The organism is Enterobacter sp. Taxon_8 (genome assembly GCF_058354585.1).
In genome coordinates, this window is sequence record NZ_CM177989.1 from 2,593,982 (window position 1) to 2,612,157 (window position 18,176).

General features: G+C 55.5%; 19 protein-coding genes. 12 read left to right on the top strand and 7 right to left on the bottom strand.

What is annotated here, in order from left to right; all coding sequences use genetic code 11:
* Both AC4IBF_RS12215 and AC4IBF_RS12220 read left to right on the top strand, forming a co-directional pair.
* The gene (locus AC4IBF_RS12215) at positions 1 to 861 is read left to right on the top strand and encodes an efflux RND transporter periplasmic adaptor subunit (protein WP_115874865.1); all 861 of its coding nucleotides are present in this window, start codon (positions 1 to 3) and stop codon (positions 859 to 861) included.
* On the top strand, positions 861 to 2,894 hold the full coding sequence (locus AC4IBF_RS12220; protein ID WP_133294247.1) for an FUSC family protein: 2,034 nt from the start codon (positions 861 to 863) through the stop codon (positions 2,892 to 2,894). Before AC4IBF_RS12215 ends, AC4IBF_RS12220 begins: the two co-directional genes overlap by 1 nt.
* Here AC4IBF_RS12220 and sodC read toward each other — a convergent pair.
* From sodC to AC4IBF_RS12235, 3 genes are all read right to left on the bottom strand, one after another.
* On the bottom strand, positions 2,873 to 3,391 hold the full coding sequence (gene sodC, locus AC4IBF_RS12225; protein WP_115874864.1) for a superoxide dismutase [Cu-Zn] SodC: 519 nt from the start codon (positions 3,389 to 3,391) through the stop codon (positions 2,873 to 2,875). The two genes, AC4IBF_RS12220 and sodC, sit on opposite strands and share 22 nt — an antisense overlap.
* An 80-nt stretch (positions 3,392 to 3,471) precedes the next feature.
* Entirely contained in the window at positions 3,472 to 4,368 is an 897-nt protein-coding gene (locus tag AC4IBF_RS12230; protein WP_032638255.1) for an aldo/keto reductase, read from the bottom strand.
* Positions 4,369 to 4,416: 48 nt separating this feature from the next.
* Positions 4,417 to 4,656: a DUF1289 domain-containing protein gene (locus tag AC4IBF_RS12235; RefSeq protein WP_008500587.1), complete on the bottom strand. Its 240-nt coding sequence runs from the start codon at positions 4,654 to 4,656 to the stop codon at positions 4,417 to 4,419.
* A 149-nt stretch (positions 4,657 to 4,805) separates the two neighbouring features.
* Between AC4IBF_RS12235 and eptA the strand changes: the two genes are divergently transcribed.
* From eptA to rnt, 5 genes are all read left to right on the top strand, one after another.
* Positions 4,806 to 6,431, top strand: a complete 1,626-nt coding sequence (gene eptA / locus AC4IBF_RS12240) for a phosphoethanolamine transferase EptA (protein WP_491462846.1) — start codon at positions 4,806 to 4,808, stop codon at positions 6,429 to 6,431.
* A 41-nt stretch (positions 6,432 to 6,472) separates the two neighbouring features.
* Positions 6,473 to 7,072 (top strand): TetR/AcrR family transcriptional regulator, encoded by a 600-nt coding sequence (locus AC4IBF_RS12245; RefSeq protein ID WP_111965654.1) that lies wholly within the window; start codon positions 6,473 to 6,475, stop codon positions 7,070 to 7,072.
* Positions 7,073 to 7,126: 54 nt separating this feature from the next.
* Positions 7,127 to 8,224: an alkene reductase gene (locus AC4IBF_RS12250; protein ID WP_115874861.1), complete on the top strand. Its 1,098-nt coding sequence runs from the start codon at positions 7,127 to 7,129 to the stop codon at positions 8,222 to 8,224.
* 100 nt (positions 8,225 to 8,324) lie between these two features.
* Positions 8,325 to 8,732, top strand: a complete 408-nt coding sequence (gene gloA, locus AC4IBF_RS12255; RefSeq protein WP_008500591.1) for a lactoylglutathione lyase — start codon at positions 8,325 to 8,327, stop codon at positions 8,730 to 8,732.
* Positions 8,733 to 8,827: 95 nt separating this feature from the next.
* Positions 8,828 to 9,478, top strand: a complete 651-nt coding sequence (gene rnt, locus AC4IBF_RS12260) for a ribonuclease T (protein WP_061098432.1) — start codon at positions 8,828 to 8,830, stop codon at positions 9,476 to 9,478.
* A gap of 44 nt (positions 9,479 to 9,522) precedes the next feature.
* On the opposite strand, the gene grxD is transcribed toward rnt, so the two are convergent.
* A complete protein-coding gene (grxD, locus tag AC4IBF_RS12265; RefSeq protein ID WP_003832760.1) occupies positions 9,523 to 9,870 on the bottom strand; it encodes a monothiol glutaredoxin 4 in 348 nt (115 codons plus the stop codon).
* Positions 9,871 to 10,208: 338 nt separating this feature from the next.
* Between grxD and AC4IBF_RS12270 the strand changes: the two genes are divergently transcribed.
* Both AC4IBF_RS12270 and sodB read left to right on the top strand, forming a co-directional pair.
* Entirely contained in the window at positions 10,209 to 10,982 is a 774-nt protein-coding gene (locus AC4IBF_RS12270) for a C40 family peptidase (RefSeq protein ID WP_491462847.1), read from the top strand.
* Between the two features lie 122 nt (positions 10,983 to 11,104).
* Positions 11,105 to 11,686 carry a superoxide dismutase [Fe] gene (gene sodB / locus AC4IBF_RS12275; protein WP_133294242.1) on the top strand — a complete coding sequence of 194 codons (582 nt, stop codon included), beginning with the start codon at positions 11,105 to 11,107 and terminating at the stop codon, positions 11,684 to 11,686.
* 38 nt (positions 11,687 to 11,724) lie between these two features.
* On the opposite strand, the gene AC4IBF_RS12280 is transcribed toward sodB, so the two are convergent.
* Positions 11,725 to 12,891 (bottom strand): MFS transporter, encoded by a 1,167-nt coding sequence (locus AC4IBF_RS12280; RefSeq protein ID WP_149366745.1) that lies wholly within the window; start codon positions 12,889 to 12,891, stop codon positions 11,725 to 11,727.
* 163 nt (positions 12,892 to 13,054) lie between these two features.
* The gene (cydH, locus tag AC4IBF_RS12285; protein ID WP_136194736.1) at positions 13,055 to 13,144 is read right to left on the bottom strand and encodes a cytochrome bd-I oxidase subunit CydH; all 90 of its coding nucleotides are present in this window, start codon (positions 13,142 to 13,144) and stop codon (positions 13,055 to 13,057) included.
* A 297-nt stretch (positions 13,145 to 13,441) separates the two neighbouring features.
* Here cydH and purR point away from each other — a divergent pair, with 297 nt between their 5' ends.
* A complete protein-coding gene (gene purR, locus AC4IBF_RS12290) occupies positions 13,442 to 14,467 on the top strand; it encodes an HTH-type transcriptional repressor PurR (protein WP_008500597.1) in 1,026 nt (341 codons plus the stop codon).
* A 17-nt stretch (positions 14,468 to 14,484) separates the two neighbouring features.
* On the opposite strand, the gene punR is transcribed toward purR, so the two are convergent.
* Positions 14,485 to 15,396: a DNA-binding transcriptional activator PunR gene (punR, locus tag AC4IBF_RS12295; protein ID WP_136194735.1), complete on the bottom strand. Its 912-nt coding sequence runs from the start codon at positions 15,394 to 15,396 to the stop codon at positions 14,485 to 14,487.
* 114 nt (positions 15,397 to 15,510) lie between these two features.
* Here punR and punC point away from each other — a divergent pair, with 114 nt between their 5' ends.
* On the top strand, positions 15,511 to 16,710 hold the full coding sequence (gene punC, locus AC4IBF_RS12300) for a purine nucleoside transporter PunC (RefSeq protein ID WP_143345013.1): 1,200 nt from the start codon (positions 15,511 to 15,513) through the stop codon (positions 16,708 to 16,710).
* Between the two features lie 298 nt (positions 16,711 to 17,008).
* Positions 17,009 to 18,157, top strand: coding sequence for a cyclopropane fatty acyl phospholipid synthase (gene cfa / locus AC4IBF_RS12305; RefSeq protein WP_133294239.1), 1,149 nt, complete (start codon positions 17,009 to 17,011; stop codon positions 18,155 to 18,157).
* The last annotated feature ends 19 nt before the right edge of the window (positions 18,158 to 18,176 follow it).

The following is an 18,176-nucleotide window of genomic DNA, read 5'->3' on the forward strand; positions in this document are numbered from 1 at the left end:
ATGTCCCTGAAAACGCTAAAGTACTTTTCCACCCTGTTTGTCCTTGCCCTCGCGCTGGTTGCGGGGTGGTGGATGTGGAATTTTTATATGCAGTCGCCCTGGACGCGTGACGGCAAAGTTCGCGCTGAACAGGTCAGCATTACTCCTCAGGTGTCGGGAAGTATCACAACGCTTTTAGTTAAGGATAACCAGTTTGTCAAAAAGGGGGACGTTTTATTCCGTATCGACGATACCCCGTACCACATTGCGATTCTGAACGCCCAGGCCCAGCTGGCAAAAGCCCAGTCGGATCTGGCAAAGGCCAACAACGAGGCCAATCGCCGCCGTCACCTGTCGCAAAACTACATCTCAGCGGAAGACTTAGATACCGCCAATATCAACGTGAAGGCAATGCAGGCTAACGTCAACGTGGCGGAGGCGACGCTGAAGCAGGCGCAGTGGCAGCTGACCCAAACTGTGATTACAGCACCTGTCGATGGATGGGTGACCAACCTCTCCGCCCGCGTGGGGAATTATGCCACCACGGGACAACCGATATTCGCCCTCGTCGACAGTCACTCCTTCTACGTCGTGGGCTATTTCGAAGAGACCAAGCTTCGGCATATTCGCGAGGGCTCGCCAGCCACGATAACGCTTTACAGCGGCTCTCAGAGGTTACAGGGTCACGTATCCAGCGTTGGCCGTGCCATTTACGATCAAAGCGTTGAAACGGATTCAGGTCTTGTGCCGGATATTAAGCCGAACGTACCCTGGGTGCGTCTGGCCCAGCGCGTTCCGGTTCGCGTGGAGTTTGACCGTTTACCGCAGGACATTACGCTGGTGTCCGGCACCACCTGCACAGTCTCCATTGGAACCCGTTAATGAAGCTGCAGGGGATCGCCTGGCAAAACACGCCGTGGATGAAAGCGACGCGCCCACAGTGGCGCTACTCCCTACGTAACGGCATTGCCATGTGTCTGGCGCTGACCGTCGCCTATTACCTGAACCTGGATGAGCCCTACTGGGCGATGACGTCTGCGGCGGTGGTTAGTTTCCCAACGGTGGGCGGGGTGATCAGTAAAAGCCTTGGCCGTATCGCAGGCAGCCTGCTGGGCGCCACCGCAGCGTTAATTATCGCCGGGCATACGCTGAACGATCCGTGGCTGTTCCTGCTCAGTATGGCGGCATGGCTGGGGGGCTGTACCTGGGCCTGCGCCCATTTTACTAATAACGTCGCCTACGCTTTTCAGCTGGCGGGCTATACCGCCGCCATTATCGCCTTTCCGGTAGTTAACGTGCTCGACACCACCGAGCTGTGGAATATCGCCCAGGCGCGCGTCTGTGAAGTGATTGTCGGGATCCTCAGCGGCGGCTTCATGATGATGATCCTCCCCAGCACATCCGACGGCACAGCGCTTATCACTGCGCTAAAAACCATGCACACCCGGCTACTGGAACACGCGAGCCTGCTGTGGCAACCGGATAACAGCGACGATATCCGCCTCGCGCATGAAAAGGTTATCGGACAGATTCTGACGATGAATCTGTTGCGTATTCAGGCGTTCTGGAGTCACTACCGCTTTCGCCGCCAGAACACCCTACTTAACTATTTGCTGCATCAGCAGCTGCGCATGACCAGCGCCATATCCAGCCTGCGCCGGATGCTGCTCAACTGGCCGACGCCGCCGGATAACACCCGTGCCGTTATCGAAACGCTGCTCGCGGCACTTGCGCGCCCGGATGCGGACATCTACACCGTTGCGAAGATCATCGCCCCGCTCGCCCCTGTTGATGAGTACGACTACCGCCATCGCGCCTTCTGGCAGCGCCTGAACTACTTCTGCCGTCTGTACCTGCGCAGCAGCCGCTGGATTATGGCCGTCGAAAATGCGACCCCATTGACGGAGTTCAACGTCCCCGGCAGCCCGGCACTTGCACGCCATACCGACTATCTTGAAGCGTTGTGGAGCGGTTTTCGCACCTTCTGCGCGCTGATGCTGGTGGGAGCATGGAGCATTACCACGCAGTGGGAGTCCGGAACGGCGGCCCTGACGCTTGCCGCCATCAGCTGCGTGCTATACTCCGTCGCGGCATCGCCGTTCAACTCTCTTACTCTCCTGTTGCGCACGCTGGTGCTGCTATCGCTGTTCAGCTTCGTGGTGAAATTTGGCCTAATGGTGCAGATAAGCGATCTTTGGCAGTTCCTGCTGTTCCTGTTTCCCCTGTTGACCACCATGCAGCTTCTGAAGCTGCAGATGCCGAAGCTGGCGGGCCTCTGGGGACAGCTGATTGTCTTTATGGGCTCGTTTATCTCCGTAACGAATCCGCCGGTTTATGATTACGCCGACTTTCTCAATGACAACCTGGCAAAGATCCTTGGCGTGGGGCTGGCGTGGCTGGCCTTCGCGGTGTTGCGTCCCGGCTCCGATGCACGCAAGAGCCGCAGGCATATCCGAGAGTTACGCAGAGGGTTTGTCGACCAGCTCAGCCGTAAACCACACATGAGTGAAAACGAATATGAATCGCTGGTTTATCATCACGTCAGCCAGCTGAACAGCAGCCAGGACGCACTTTCCCGGCGCTGGCTGCTGCGCTGGGGCGTGGTGCTGTTGAACTGCTCGCACGTGGTCTGGCAGCTTCGCGGGTGGGAAACGCGTTCCGACCCGCTGTCGCAGGTTCGTGATGTTTGCATATCCCTGCTGCGCGATGTGATGAGCGAACGCGGTGTTCAGCAGCGCCCGCTGGCAACCACTCTTAATGAACTGCAGCGGATCTGCGATACGCTTGCACTGCATCATCTGCCCGCAGCCCGTGATTTGGCCTCGATAATCTGGCGGCTGCACTGCTCGCTGTCGCAGCTGGAGCAGGCACCACCGCCGGGAACGATTGGGGATCAGATCACGCCGCACGCATAGCGTGCCCCTCCGCCGCCAAGCGGTTTAGGCCGATCGGACATATTGTCGCCGCCGACATGGATCATCAGCGCTTTGCCTTTCACCTCATCCAGCTTTTTCAGACGCGGCGCGACGACGGGTTCGGTGGCTTTACCGTCGTTATTGACCACCAGCACGGGCAGATCGCCTAAATGCCCCATTCCATCCGGGCCTTCATGCTTACCGGAATGCTGGGGATCGAGGTGCCCCCCTGCCGCTTCCGCCGCCGACGGTTTACCTTCTTTTAAAGCGGGCTGACAGCTGCCTTTGGCATGAACATGGAAACCATGCTCACCGGGCGGGAGTGCTTTGAGGCTGGGGGCAAACTCCAGTCCTTTATCGGTTTCCGTGATTTTCACCGTCCCGATGGACTGACCCACTCCTTGTGGGGTGACGAGATTCATTTCCACTTCGTCGCTGGCTGCCTGCGCCCCTGCGCAAACAACCAGCGTGATCAGTGCCAGAGCAAAACGCTTCATATGACCTCCGCGGGTTATTTTTTGCCCCTTAAGTGTATACCAGGGGCAAAGATTTCACCGGAAAGTCACCTTCTGGCGGTTTATGGCACGTCGTAACCCAGAGCGGCTTTGCGGATGCGGAACCACTGCTGGCGGGTCATCTGCAGCTCTTCAGCGGCCAGTGCAGAACGCACGCGTTCTATTTTGCCGGAACCGATAATGGGCAGCGGTTTTGACGGCAGGCGCAGGATCCACGCGTAAACCACCTGTTCGATGCTTTCCGCGTTCAGTTCGCGGGCGATCGTCTCAAGCTCGTTGCGCAGCGGCTGGAATTCATCATCATTAAACAGGCGTCCGCCCCCCAGGCAGGACCAGGCCATCGGGCGAATGCGCAGCTGTTGTAGCTGATCGAGGGTACCATCCAGCAGCAGCGGCTGGTGAACCGGGGAGATCTCAACCTGGTTTGTGGCCAGGGTAAACGGCAGACGAGACTGAAGAAGCGCAAACTGCGCCGGGGTAAAGTTAGAAACGCCGAAATGACGCACTTTCCCACTCTGATGGAGGTTCAAGAAAGCTTCGGCCACCTCGTCAGCATCCATCAGCGGGTCGGGGCGGTGGATTAACAGCAGGTCGATACGATCGGTCGCCAGATTGACCAGCGACTGCTCGGCGCTCTTGATGATATGCGCGCTGTCGGTGATGTAATGACCGAGGGCGTGTTCAGGTTTTGCCGTGGTGGCAATCCCACACTTCGTGACAATTTCCATGCGATCGCGCAGTGCCGGAACCAGCTTAAGCGCCTCGCCGAACGCGGCCTCGCACTGGTAGCCACCGTAAATATCAGCATGATCGACCGTGGTGATGCCTAAATCGAGGTGCTCTTCAATAAAGCTCGCCAGCTGGAGCGGAGACATATTCCAGTCCATCAGGCGCCAGTAGCCCATCACAAAACGGGAGAATTCTGGCCCCTGGGGGGCAAGGGTAATTCGCTGAACCATAACATTTTCCTCAAGGACGTGATGTCATGAGTATACGCAATTACCGTGTTAAAAAAGTGAAGGTTGCTGGGGTTCTTCGGTCTCACCCGCTTTGTTTGCGCGTATTTTGCGCAGAAGGCGCTGTCGACAGAGGCGTAGTACCTCCTGCTTTTGCGTGTCGCTAAAGTTTTGCCAGTTGAAACGCTCGTCACGGGTACGCATGCATCCACGGCAATATCCGCGTTCATCCACCTGACAAATACCCCGGCACGGGCTCTGGATGGGGAAAAACTCCAGCTGCTCTGCCACACTCACCTCCAGATAGCCACTCTCACCTACAGTGAAGACGCTAAACGCGCCACGTGCAAGGCCTATAGCACAGATTTGTGGCATTAAGGTTTCACTAATCTTCCCTCTCTATACTCGGCCCATCATGACAATAACAGGTTTACCGATCGATGTGGTCAATCAAAAAGTTACACTGTAACGACATTAAATTTACTCTGGGTTGTGCTCTCTTCTTTACGTTAATCAACGGGCTGTTTATCCAGCGCAGCTGGGCCATTATCGGCCCAATTCATCTGCACGACTTCCTCTTTGCCGCCTCCGTACCGCTGGTGCTGTTTTGCGGCTGGGTGATTGTCTTTAGCCTGCTTAATATCCCGTATATCCGTAAACCGCTGCTGATTGTTTTAACCATCGGTTGCGCCGCTGCGACGTATTTTATGTACACCTACGGCGCGGTGATCGATCAGAATATGATTGTGAACGTCTTCGAAACCAACTCTCAGGAAGCGACCGCCCTGGTGACCCCGCAGATGATTCTGTGGATTGTTATCGCAGGCCTCGTTCCCTCGGTGGTGCTGGCTCTTACCCGCATTCGTACCGGGAAATGGTGGTATGCCCTGCTGACGCGGGTTGCCGCGATGCTCGGCGCTCTGCTGGTGATTATTCTGGTTGCCGCGCTGTTTTATAAAGATTACGCGTCGCTATTCCGCAATAACAAAAGCATCGTCAAAATGGTCACTCCGGCGAACTATGTCAGCGCCGTGGTGAAGTACAGCAAGATGCGCTGGTTTGCCGGCGATCAGACGCTGGTGCGGATTGGTGAAGATGCCCATAAAGGGCCACTGATTTCCGGTCAACAAAAGAAAACCGTTCTGGTGCTTGTCGTCGGCGAAGCGTCTCGCGCGGCAAACTACTCCCTGAACGGTTACGATCGTGAAACCAACCCGGAGCTAAAAAAGCAGGATGTGATTAACTTCCCGCAGGCCTCCTCATGCGGCACTGAAACCGCGGTTTCCGTTCCGTGCATGTTCTCCGGCATGACGCGCAGCAAGTACGATGCCGACCTTGCACACCATCAGGAAGGTCTGCTCGATGTGCTGAAGCATGCGGGAATCAATCTGCTGTGGCGCGACAACGACGGCGGGTGTAAAGGTGCCTGCGATCGCATCCCCCATACCGATATGACGCAGTGGAATCTGGATCAGTTCTGCAAAGATAAATCCTGTATTGACGACGTGAACTTCTACCGTCTGGACAACGTGCTGGATGGCGTGAAGCAAGATACGGTGCTGGTTATCCACCTGATGGGGAGTCATGGACCGGCGTACTATCGCCGTTACCCGGACAATTTCCGGAAATTCACCCCAACCTGCGACACCAATGAAATTCAGGATTGCGACCATCAGGCGCTGGTAAACACCTATGACAACACTATCCTCTATACCGACAGCATGGTCAGCAAAACCATTGATGCGCTGAAAGCGCGACAGGCAAGCATGAACACCGCGCTGATTTACCTTTCGGATCACGGTGAATCACTGGGTGAAAGCGGTATTTATCTGCACGGCACGCCGTACATGCTGGCGCCGGAGCAGCAAACTCATATTCCGTTTATGTTCTGGCTGTCACCGGATTATGCAAAAAACTTTGGCATCAACGGACAGTGTTTGCGTGACCAGGCAGCAAAAAATGCGGTTTCCCAGGACAATTTGTTCTCAACCGTATTGGGTATGATGGACGTGAAATCAATGGTTTATCAACCGCAGCTGGATATACTGAGTGCATGTCGTCAGTAAACTCGCTTGCATTAGACCGAACGGTCTATTAGAGTGCGGCCATGAGCAGAAATACTGAACACGATACCCGCGAACATCTACTGGCAACCGGCGAGCAGCTTTGCATGCATCGCGGGTTTACCGGTATGGGGTTGAGCGAGTTATTAAAAACCGCTGAGGTACCGAAGGGGTCGTTTTATCACTACTTCCGGTCCAAAGAGGCCTTTGGCGTGGCGATGCTGGAGCGTCATTATGCTGGCTATCACCAGCGTCTGGCGACCCACTTTGCGTCGGGTGAGGGAAACTACCGGGATCGTGTTCTGAATTACTATCAGGAAACGCTGAACCAGTTCTGCCAGCAGGGCATTATCAGCGGATGCCTGACGGTCAAACTGTCTGCCGAAGTGTGCGATCTTTCCGAAGATATGCGCTCGGCGATGGATAAGGGTGCCCGCGGCGTAATCGCCCTGCTGGCCCAGGCGCTGGAAAAAGGCCGCGAAGAAAAAACGCTGGCCTTTTCCGGCGACCCCTTAATGCAGTCTCAGGTGCTCTACTCCCTCTGGTTAGGAGCCAACCTGCAGGCAAAAATTTCGCGCAGTGCCCTGCCGCTGGAAAGCGCGCTGGCACATGTGAAAAACAGTATTACTGCGCCAGGCGTATAACGGGCGCTTTTTATTTACCTTATTACTAGTCGACTGGTCTACTCAGGAGTCTTTATGTCAGCTGAAAAACTGTTTACCCCATTGAAAGTGGGTGCCGTCACGGCGCCAAACCGCGTGTTTATGGCTCCGCTGACCCGTCTGCGCAGCATTGAGCCGGGTGACATCCCCACCCCCCTGATGGGCGAATACTATCGTCAGCGCGCAAGCTCTGGCCTGATCATTACGGAAGCCACACAGATTTCTGCTCAGGCGAAGGGTTATGCGGGCGCGCCGGGCCTTCACAGCCCGGAACAGATCGCCGCATGGCAGAAAATTACCGCAGGCGTTCACGCTGAAGAGGGTCGCATTGCGGTCCAGCTGTGGCATACCGGTCGTATCTCTCACAGCAGCATTCAGCCTGGCGGCCAGGCTCCGGTCTCCGCTTCGGCCCTCAGTGCAAATACCCGCACTTCCCTGCGTGATGAAAACGGTAATGCGATCCGCGTGGATACCTCTATGCCACGTGCCCTGGAGCTGGATGAAATCCCGGGTATCGTTAACGACTTCCGCCAGGCCGTGGCCAACGCTCGTGAAGCCGGTTTTGACCTGATTGAGCTGCACTCCGCGCACGGCTACCTGCTGCACCAGTTCCTGTCACCGTCGTCTAACCATCGCACCGACCAGTACGGCGGCAGCGTCGAAAATCGCGCTCGCCTGGTACTGGAAGTGGTTGATGCCGTATGTCAGGAGTGGAGCCCGGATCGTATCGGGATCCGCGTTTCCCCAATCGGTTCTTTCCAGAACGTCGACAACGGTCCGAACGAAGAAGCCGATGCACTGTACCTGATCGAAGAACTGGCTAAACGTGGCATCGCTTATCTGCACATGTCCGAGCCGGACTGGGCCGGCGGCAAGCCATACACTGAGGCTTTCCGTCAGAAAGTGCGCGAACGTTTCCACGGGGTCATCATTGGTGCAGGGGCGTATACGCCGGAGAAAGCCGAAGATCTGATTAATAAAGGGCTGATTGATGCCGTCGCGTTTGGCCGTGACTACATCGCCAACCCGGATCTGGTTGCTCGTCTGCAGAAAAAAGCAGCGCTCAACCCGCAGCGTCCGGAAAGCTTCTACGGCGGCGGCGCGGAAGGCTACACCGACTACCCTTCACTGTAATCTCGCCATTGTTCATTGATAGCGGCGACAGTTCGCCGCTATACTAAAACATCGTTTCTGATCAAAAAGCTTTTTTATTCCATTGGTTAATGAGGAAATTATGCGCCTACTTCACACCATGCTGCGCGTTGGCGACCTGCAACGTTCTATCGATTTCTACACTAACGTCCTGGGCATGAAGCTGCTGCGCACCAGCGAAAACCCGGAATACAAATACTCGCTGGCGTTCGTGGGTTACGGCCCGGAAACGGATGAAGCAGTGATCGAGCTGACCTACAACTGGGGCGTTGACAGCTATGAGCTGGGCACGGCCTACGGCCATATCGCGCTGGAAGTGGATAACGCGGCCGATGCGTGCGAACGCATTCGCAAAAATGGCGGTAACGTTACGCGCGAAGCGGGCCCGGTAAAAGGCGGCACCACCGTGATTGCGTTTGTTGAAGATCCGGACGGTTACAAAATCGAGCTGATTGAAGCCAAAGACGCCGGTCGCGGTCTGGGCAACTGATCCCTCAGGGCGCAACGTGCGCCCGTAGTTTTACTGCATCACCCCGCAAAATTTGCCATAATGCGCTCTGCTTTTTCCCCATGTAAGAGACCCTGATGTCCGATAACGCTCAATTTAGCGGTCTGTGCGACCGTTTTCGTGGTTTTTATCCCGTTGTCATTGATGTAGAAACAGCCGGATTTAACGCTAAAACCGATGCGCTGCTCGAAATTGCCGCCATCACGCTGAAGATGGATGAACAGGGCTGGCTTACACCGGACACCACGCTGCATTTCCACGTTGAACCTTTCGAAGGGGCAAACTTACAGCCGGAAGCGCTGGCGTTTAACGGTATCGATCCGCATAACCCGCTGCGCGGTGCCGTCAGTGAATATGATGCGCTGCACGCCATTTTTAAAATGGTGCGTAAAGGCATGAAAGAGAGCAACTGCAGCCGCGCCATTATGGTGGCCCATAACGCCACCTTCGATCACAGCTTTACCATGGCTGCCGCGGAGCGCGCATCGCTCAAACGCAACCCCTTCCACCCTTTTGTCACCTTCGACACCGCCGCATTGAGCGGCCTGGCGCTGGGACAAACGGTGTTATCTAAAGCCTGCATTACGGCTGGCATTCCGTTCGACGGAACGCAGGCGCACTCCGCTCTATACGATACGGAGCGCACCGCAGAGCTGTTCTGTGAGATCGTCAACCGCTGGAAGCGTCTTGGCGGCTGGCCGCTGCCGATGGGTGACAGCGAAGAATAAAAAAAAGCGACCTTATCTGGTCGCTTTTTTATTTGCGCAGAAAATTACTCTGCGTCCGGCTCTTCCGTTTTGTACTTCGCCGCCGTCTCTTTGATCAGCTGCTGCAGTTCGCCGCGCTGATACATTTCAATCAGGATATCGCAGCCGCCAACCAGTTCGCCGTCAACCCACAGCTGTGGGAAAGTCGGCCAGTTAGCGTACTTAGGCAGCTCAGCGCGGATGTCCGGATTCTGCAGGATATCAACGTAAGCAAAACGCTCACCACAGGCTGACAGCGCCTGAACCGCTTGTGCGGAGAAGCCGCAGCTTGGCAGCTTCGGAGAACCTTTCATATACAGCAGAATCGGGTTTTCAGCGATCTGGCGCTGGATTTTTTCAATAGTGGTGCTCATGTCTTGCTTCCTTTAACTTCTGTTACGGCATTCGTCTGACATTGTAGCGGTTCAGACTGGCATCGGAAAATAACATTTTTGTCACGTTTATACATTCTACCCCGAGTCACGAAAAGTTGCATTGCAAATGGTGTTTACCCCTGCCGCATTCAGGGTTTTGCTTAGGGAGCGGGCAAATGTGCGACAGAACGATGAATTTTTTTGCACTTGCTAACGAAACACGATTGTAGATTGAAAAATGCTATTAACTTTCTGGCTTTTTATAGATTAGAATCGACGGGCTTTGTAAATCACACGCGGGTATTATTGATGACCTGCATTTATCAGGGGACTGCCCAGTGGCGCGGATAAATAAAATCTCGATCACGCTCTGTGCTTTACTGTTTACTTCACTCACTTTCACGCCAGTGGCAAACGCCTCTCAGCAGGCGCGGCATTCTGCTGTACAAAAAAACCATCTGGTGAAAGCCACAGAACGTAAGAAAAAAACCACCGCTAAGAACGACAAGAAAAAAACACCGGCTCAGACGAAACAGACCGCTTCCAGCAAAACGAAAACAAAACCTTCCCGCACTGCCCACTCTGCCAAAAGTAAAGCTTCGCAAACCACCTCTAACCTCGTTACTGAAAAATGCATCACCCGTAAAGGCCATAAGGCGAAATGCACGAAGGTCATGAAAATTGCTGAAGTGCATAAAGTGCGCGTACAAAAAGCGCAAAAAACCGCAATGAATAAACTGATGGGGCAGATTGGTAAACCTTATCACTGGGGTGGGACTTCGCCGCGTACCGGTTTTGACTGCAGCGGCCTCGTCTATTACGCCTATAAAGATCTGGTCAAGTTCCGCATTCCGCGCACCGCCAACGAAATGTACCACCTGCGCGATGCCTCACCGGTTGACCGCGGTGAGCTGGAAAATGGCGATCTGGTGTTCTTCCGCACCCAAGGCCGCGGGACGGCTGACCACGTTGGCGTCTATGTAGGCAACGGAAAATTCATCCAGTCTCCACGTAGCGGTCAGGATATTCAGATCACCTCTCTCAGTGAAGACTACTGGGTACGCCACTACGTCGGCGCACGCCGCGTGATGACGCCGAAAACCATTCGCTAACCCCTGCCCTGCCACACCCGTGGCAGGGTAAGTTCCTCTTTTGCATACCCTTTCAATTTGCTATCCTGTCCTTGTTGTCTGTGTGGTTATTGGCAACGCAAAATACAATAAGGAGAGAAGCAATGTCGTTCGAATTACCTGCACTACCGTATGCAAAAGACGCCCTGGCACCGCACATTTCTGCGGAAACCCTGGAATATCACTACGGCAAACATCACCAGACTTACGTCACCAACCTGAACAACCTGATCAAGGGCACCGATTTTGAAGGCAAAACGCTGGAAGAGATCGTCCGCAGCTCTGAGGGTGGCGTATTCAACAACGCCGCTCAGGTGTGGAACCACACCTTCTACTGGCACTGCCTGGCGCCGAATGCCGGCGGTGAACCTGTCGGTGAACTGGCTACCGCTATCAACGCCGCATTTGGCAACTTCGCAGATTTCAAAGCGAAATTTACCGATGCAGCCATCAAGAACTTCGGTTCAGGCTGGACGTGGCTGGTTAAAGAGGCGGATGGCAAACTGGCTATCGTATCCACCTCTAACGCGGGCACCCCGCTGACCACCAGCGCGAAGCCGCTGATGACCGTGGACGTATGGGAACACGCTTACTACATCGATTACCGTAACGCGCGCCCGAACTACCTGGAACACTTCTGGGCACTGGTTAACTGGGACTTTGTGGCGAAGAACTTCGCCGCGTAAAAGACACGCAGAAGGGTTCGCCCTTCTGCGTTTTTGGTTTATTCCGCAGCGCAGGCTGCTTCTGGCTGTTTACGACCCGACATCATCACCAACAGCAGGCCGAGCGCGGCAATGATTGCCCCCATCACCGGCACAAAGCTGTATCCCAGACCACCTGAAATCACGGCCCCACCGGCCGCCGCACCGAGCGCATTGCCCAGGTTAAAGGCACCGATATTGACCGAGGATGAGAGGCCCGGCGCTTCATGCGCAACACGCATCACGCGCATCTGCAGCGGTGGCACCACGGCGAACGTTGCTGCACCCCAGACGACCATCGCCATCGCGGCGCCAAACTCGTTACGCGCCAGCCACGGAATGGCGATCATGATGACAATCAGCAGGGTTAAGAAGCCCTTCAGCGTCCCGCTCACGGAACGGTCGGCAAATTTCCCGCCGAGATAGTTGCCAATCGAGAAGCCCACGCCAATCAGCACCAGCATCGCGGTCACAAAGAGAGGCGTTGCGTGGGTGATATCGTGCAGTACCGGTGAAATATAGGTATAGAGGGTAAACATCGCCCCTGCCCCGAGAACGGTGGTAAGCAGCGCGGAAAGCACCTGCGGGCGCACCAGCACCGACAGCTCCTTACGCACTTCCGGACGTTCTCCGGCGCTGCCTTTCGGCAGGGAGAAGAACAATGCCACCATCGCGACCACGCCCAGCCCGGCCGTCGCCAGGAAAGACATACGCCAGCCGATCGCTTCTCCCAGCCAGGTTGCAGCAGGAACACCGCCGATGTTAGCGATGGTCAGCCCCATAAACATGGTGGCCACGGCGCTCGCCTGCTTATGTTTTGGCACCACGCTTGCCGCCACGACCGACCCCAGCCCAAAGAACGCGCCGTGGTTGAGGCTTGTCAGAATACGCGACAGCATCAGCGTGGTGTAGTCCGGCGAAATGGCCGAAAGCACGTTGCCGAGGGTGAAAATCGCCATCAGGAAAATCAGCGCATTGCGGCGCGCGCGATGAGAAAGGAGAAGCGTCATCAGCGGCGCCCCCACCATCACGCCGATAGCGTAGGCGCTGATCAACATGCCAGCCGCAGGGATCGAGACGTCCACGCCGCGGGCGATGACGGGCAGTAACCCCATCGGGGAGAATTCAGTGGTGCCAATCCCAAAAGCGCCAATCGCCAGGGCCAGCAGGGGAAAATTGATTTTCATGCGTAAACTCCGGATGCCGTGTCACGTGGTGACACAGAACAAAGAAGCGGAAAGCATGACATCAATCACAAAAAATGAGAAGTTAACAAAATGGCAAAAGATTTTTGCCAGAGAAGTAACAATCCGGGGAGTCGGGAGGGAGAAGGCTCTCCCTCCGCGTAAATCAGTGCAGCGCAGCCGTCAGACCGGCCACAACAATCAGAGCCAGCACAACAACGGTGGTGAACAGCGAAAACTTAAGATCGGAACTCATCAATTTTTCTCCTTTTAATCCCCACACGAAAAGTGAGCTTGCTCATTTTTGCACAGATTACGTCAAAAATCTTCCTGGATTTATACTGATAACCACTTTACCTCTTCCCCTTTTCATCAAGATAGGACAAAATTCCACGCTAAATTTATTAGCGTACCGGCCATTGACCCCCTCCTGACGTCCCGTGTCGTTTTCCCGGCGTGCCGCAATTCAAGATTGCGTGATAAGGGTGAGAGAAGGCAAACGTTTACCTTCAAGTTTTTCAGGAGCTTAGGATATGGTCTGGAGTGACATTTAATGGCAACAATTAAAGACGTAGCAAAACGCGCAAACGTTTCCACTACAACCGTATCACATGTAATTAACAAAACCCGCTTTGTGGCGGAAGAGACGCGCAACGCCGTCTGGGCAGCGATCAAGGAGCTGCATTATTCGCCAAGTGCGGTCGCGCGTAGCCTTAAGGTTAATCACACCAAGTCCATTGGATTGCTGGCGACCAGTAGTGAAGCGGCCTATTTTGCCGAGATCATTGAAGCGGTTGAAAAAAACTGCTTCCAGAAAGGCTATACCCTGATTCTGGGCAACGCGTGGAACAGCATTGAAAAACAGCGCGCCTACCTGTCGATGATGGCTCAGAAGCGCGTTGACGGCCTGCTGGTGATGTGTTCCGAGTACCCGGAATCCGTGCTGTCGATGCTCGAAGAGTATCGCCACATCCCCATGGTCGTTATGGACTGGGGCGAAGCGCGTGCAGATTTCACCGACTCCGTTATCGACAATGCCTTTGAAGGCGGTTATATGGCCGGCCGTTACCTGATCGAACGCGGTCACCGCGAGATTGGCGTGATCCCGGGTCCGCTGGAGCGCAACACCGGGGCGGGCCGTCTTGCCGGTTTTATGAAAGCGATGGAAGAAGCGCTGATCACCGTGCCGGAAAACTGGATCGTGCAGGGCGACTTTGAGCCGGAATCAGGCTACCGCGCAATGCAGCAGATCGTTTCCCAGCCGCACCGTCCGACCGCCGTTTTCTGCGGGGGTGACATCATGGCCATGGGCGCGCTCTGCGCCGCCGATGAACTGGGTCTGCGCGTACCGCAGGATATTTCCGTGATCGGGTATGACAACGTGCGTAACGCGCGCTTCTTCACCCCTGCGCTGACCACCATTCACCAGCCGAAAGATTCGCTGGGCGAAACGGCCTTCAATATGCTGCTCGACAGGATCGTCAACAAGCGCGAAGAGTCGCAGTCCATTGAAGTTCACCCGCGCCTGATTGAACGCCGTTCCGTTGCGGACGGTCCGTTCCGCGACTACCGTCGTTAATCCCTTTACGGGGCCAGCTACGCTGGCTCCCGTAACCATTCCCGGTTCAGCGTTTCGCTGTCCCCCAGATAATCCAGCAGCCAGGCCATGGCGGGCGAGACATCATTTTGTTGCCAGGTCAGGCAGCAGGCCGCGTCCGGGAACGGATTTTCCAGCGTCAGTTCAACCCATTCGCCGGTATTGATGCGCGGACGCGCAAAATGAACGGGCACCATCGCGACGCACAGTCCGGCACTGAGGCACGTCGCCGACGATTCCCAGTCCGGAGCCACCACCCGCCGCTGGTTGTCCAGAAGCCAGGTGATACGCTTGGGCAATGAACGGGACGTATCCTCCAGCACCAGCGAGGGCCAGTTGCGCAGCGTATCGTCGCTAAGCGGCCCGTCCATCGCTGCCAGAGGATGATCGCTGGCCACCACGCATTTCCAGCTCAGCATCCCCATGTCGCGAAAGGCGTAACGTCCCCCGACCGGGATCGCCTGCGTCGCGCCAATCGCCATCTCCGCCCTGCCGTCCGCCAGCGCATCCCACACCCCGTTGAACACCTCCTGCGAGACCCGCAGCTCAACGTCAGAGAAATGACGATAGAAATCGACAATCATCTGTCGGGTGCGTTCCGGCTTCACGATGTTATCCACCGCGATGGAAAGATGTCCCCGCCAGCCGTTGGCGATCTGCTGGCACTGTTCGCGGGTGATCTGCATTTTTTTGATAACAGAACGCCCTTCCTTCAAAAACCACGCCCCGGCGGGCGTCAATTCCACGTCACGATGCCGCCGCTCAAACAGCGGAACCGCCAGCCACTCCTCCAGTTGACGCACCGTGTAGCTGATGGCCGAAGGGACGCGGTGCAGCTCCTGCGCCGCACCGCTGAAGCTGCCGTTACGCGCGACAGCATCGACCACTTCAAGAGAATAATCTGACCACATTTTCTGCCTGCAAAAAATTTGAATGCACCCGCCAAATATTAGCGTTTCACAAGCGGCTTTGCACTCCCTACACTCAGCGCCAATGTATACCTGCCTCCTCAGGAGAATAAAATAATGCAACCCAGGAACGGTTTTTTAGTCTGGCTCGGCGGCTTAAGCGTGCTGGGCTTTTTGGCCACCGATATGTACCTGCCGGCTTTTGCCGCGATGCAGGAAGATTTGCAAACCCCCGCTGCCGCCATCAGTGCCAGCCTGAGTTTGTTCCTCGCCGGTTTTGCTTTTGCACAGCTGCTCTGGGGACCGCTCTCGGATCGCTTTGGTCGTAAACCGGTACTGCTGCTGGGTCTGGCCATTTTTGCGGTGGGGTGCCTGGGGATGTTATGGGTACGCGACGCCACCTGGCTGCTGGTGCTGCGCTTCGTTCAGGCCGTGGGCGTCTGTGCCGCGGCCGTGACCTGGCAGGCGCTGGTGACTGACTACTACCCGGCTAACCGCACAAACCGTATTTTCGCCACCATTATGCCGCTGGTGGGCCTCTCCCCTGCCCTGGCTCCGCTGCTGGGCAGCTGGATCCTCGCGCACTTTGACTGGCAGGCCATTTTTGCCACGCTGTTTGCCATCACGCTGGTGCTGATGCTGCCGGCGTTTGCCCTCAAGCCTGCGCATAAAAAAGAGGCGCATGCCGACGCGAAGCCGATTACCTTCACCTCACTGTTGAGCGCCAAAGCGTATCGCGGGAATGTCCTGATCTATGCCGCCTGCTCGGCAAGCTTCTTCGCATGGCTCACCGGCTCGCCGTTCATTCTGCACGATATGGGCTACAGCCCGGCAGCCATCGGCCTGAGCTATGTTCCGCAGACAATCGCGTTCCTTGTGGGCGGGTACGGCTGTCGCGCGGCGCTGCAAAAATGGGAAGGCCAGCAGATGCTGCCATGGCTGCTGGTGCTCTATGCGCTGAGCGTCATCGGGACCTGGGCCGTTGGCTTTATTCCGGGTGCCGGTCTGGCCGAAATTTTGATCCCGTTCTGCGTGATGGCCATTGCGAACGGGGCGATTTACCCTATCGTTGTGGCGCAGGCGCTGCGTCCATTCCCGCAGGCAACAGGCCGCGCCGCCGCGCTGCAGAACACCCTGCAGCTGGGTTTGTGCTTCCTGGCAAGCCTGGTGGTCTCGGCGCTGATTGCTACGCCGCTTTTGACCACCACCAGCGTGATGCTGTTCACCGTAGCGCTGGCGGTATTGGGCTATCGCATGCAGGCCTCCGCGCAGCGTGAGCAGGATAACGGTGCTCAGGTGGAAACCTCGCATGCCTGATTGCGCCAGAAATCATGTTATATTTCAGTGATTAGGTTGCTAACAATTTTCTATTGAATCACCAAATTTTGAAGCCTATACTAAATTTGGTTCGATTAAATACGATAAATATTAAGTGTTAACGGGAGCCGGAGTGCTCCCGTTTTACCATGGAAGGCATTTCGGCAAGGGTTATCTCCCTTCCTCTGTTCTACGTCGGATACTAGCCTCGCGGTATTTACCGTGAGATTTCTCACAAACCAAAAAAAGCGTCTACGCTGTTTGAAGGTTCTGATCACATCAGGGTGATGGAGAAGCTATGAGTTCATCGTGTATAGAAGAAGTCAGCGTTCCGGACGACAACTGGTCCCGGATCGTCAGTGAACTGTTAGGTCGAGCAGGCATCACTATCAACGGATCTTCGCCATCCGATCCCCAGGTTAAACATCCCGACTTTTTTAAACGCGTGTTGCGGGAAGGGTCGTTAGGCCTGGGAGAAAGTTATATGGACGGCTGGTGGGATTGTGAACGGCTGGATATCTTTTTTGCCAGCGTGTTGCGTGCCGGTCTGGAAAATCAACTCCCCCGCAATCTGAAAGACACTTTGCGTGTCGCCTCTGCCCGACTGTTTAACTTGCAAAGTAAAAAACGCGCCTGGATCGTCGGCAAAGAGCATTACGATCTCGGCAATGACCTGTTCAGCCGCATGCTGGACCCTTTCATGCAATACTCCTGCGCCTACTGGAAAGAGGCCTCGACGCTTGAAGAGGCTCAGCAGGCGAAGCTGCGTCTGATTAGCGAGAAGCTGCAGCTACAGCCCGGCATGCGCGTGCTGGATATCGGCTGCGGCTGGGGTGGGCTGGCATATTTTATGGCGAAGCATTATGGCGTCAGCGTGGTCGGCGTGACGATCTCAGCGGAACAGCAAAAAATGGCGCGGGAGCGCTGCCAGGATCTCGATGTGGATATCAGGCTGCAGGACTACCGTGACCTGAATGAACAGTTTGACCGGATTGTTTCCGTCGGCATGTTCGAGCACGTGGGGCCAAAAAACTACGATACCTATTTTGAGGTGGTGGACCGGAATCTGAAACCGGACGGCATCTTCCTGCTGCACACCATCGGCTCTAAGCGGACCGACAACAACGTTGACCCGTGGATCAACAAATACATCTTTCCGAATGGCTGTTTACCGTCCGTTCGCCAGATTGCCAACGCCAGTGAACCCCATTTCGTGATGGAAGACTGGCATAACTTTGGCGCGGACTACGACACCACCTTAATGGCATGGCATGAACGTTTCCAGAAAGCCTGGCCAGAGATTGCGGACAACTATTCTGAACGATTCAAACGAATGTTTAGCTATTATTTGAATGCCTGCGCGGGGGCGTTTCGCGCACGGGATATTCAGCTCTGGCAGGTGGTATTCAGCCGTGGGATAGAACACGGACTGCGTGTCGCACGCTAAAAAAATAACCCCGGATATC

Excerpts from the sequence above, each read along its gene's own strand:
- AC4IBF_RS12280 (WP_149366745.1), bottom strand. The coding sequence starts at position 12,891 with ATGAAAATCAATTTTCCCCTGCTGGCCCTGGCGATTGGCGCTTTTGGG.
- sodC (WP_115874864.1), bottom strand. The coding sequence starts at position 3,391 with ATGAAGCGTTTTGCTCTGGCACTGATCACGCTGGTTGTTTGCGCAGGG.
- cydH (WP_136194736.1), bottom strand. The coding sequence starts at position 13,144 with ATGAGTTCCGATCTTAAGTTTTCGCTGTTCACCACCGTTGTTGTGCTG.
- AC4IBF_RS12245 (WP_111965654.1), top strand. The coding sequence starts at position 6,473 with ATGAGCAGAAATACTGAACACGATACCCGCGAACATCTACTGGCAACC.
- gloA (WP_008500591.1), top strand. The coding sequence starts at position 8,325 with ATGCGCCTACTTCACACCATGCTGCGCGTTGGCGACCTGCAACGTTCT.
- sodB (WP_133294242.1), top strand. The coding sequence starts at position 11,105 with ATGTCGTTCGAATTACCTGCACTACCGTATGCAAAAGACGCCCTGGCA.
- cfa (WP_133294239.1), top strand. The coding sequence starts at position 17,009 with ATGAGTTCATCGTGTATAGAAGAAGTCAGCGTTCCGGACGACAACTGG.
- grxD (WP_003832760.1), bottom strand. The coding sequence starts at position 9,870 with ATGAGCACCACTATTGAAAAAATCCAGCGCCAGATCGCTGAAAACCCG.
- AC4IBF_RS12230 (WP_032638255.1), bottom strand. The coding sequence starts at position 4,368 with ATGGTTCAGCGAATTACCCTTGCCCCCCAGGGGCCAGAATTCTCCCGT.
- punC (WP_143345013.1), top strand. The coding sequence starts at position 15,511 with ATGCAACCCAGGAACGGTTTTTTAGTCTGGCTCGGCGGCTTAAGCGTG.
- eptA (WP_491462846.1), top strand. The coding sequence starts at position 4,806 with ATGTGGTCAATCAAAAAGTTACACTGTAACGACATTAAATTTACTCTG.
- AC4IBF_RS12250 (WP_115874861.1), top strand. The coding sequence starts at position 7,127 with ATGTCAGCTGAAAAACTGTTTACCCCATTGAAAGTGGGTGCCGTCACG.
- rnt (WP_061098432.1), top strand. The coding sequence starts at position 8,828 with ATGTCCGATAACGCTCAATTTAGCGGTCTGTGCGACCGTTTTCGTGGT.
- punR (WP_136194735.1), bottom strand. The coding sequence starts at position 15,396 with ATGTGGTCAGATTATTCTCTTGAAGTGGTCGATGCTGTCGCGCGTAAC.
- AC4IBF_RS12220 (WP_133294247.1), top strand. The coding sequence starts at position 861 with ATGAAGCTGCAGGGGATCGCCTGGCAAAACACGCCGTGGATGAAAGCG.
- AC4IBF_RS12215 (WP_115874865.1), top strand. The coding sequence starts at position 1 with ATGTCCCTGAAAACGCTAAAGTACTTTTCCACCCTGTTTGTCCTTGCC.
- purR (WP_008500597.1), top strand. The coding sequence starts at position 13,442 with ATGGCAACAATTAAAGACGTAGCAAAACGCGCAAACGTTTCCACTACA.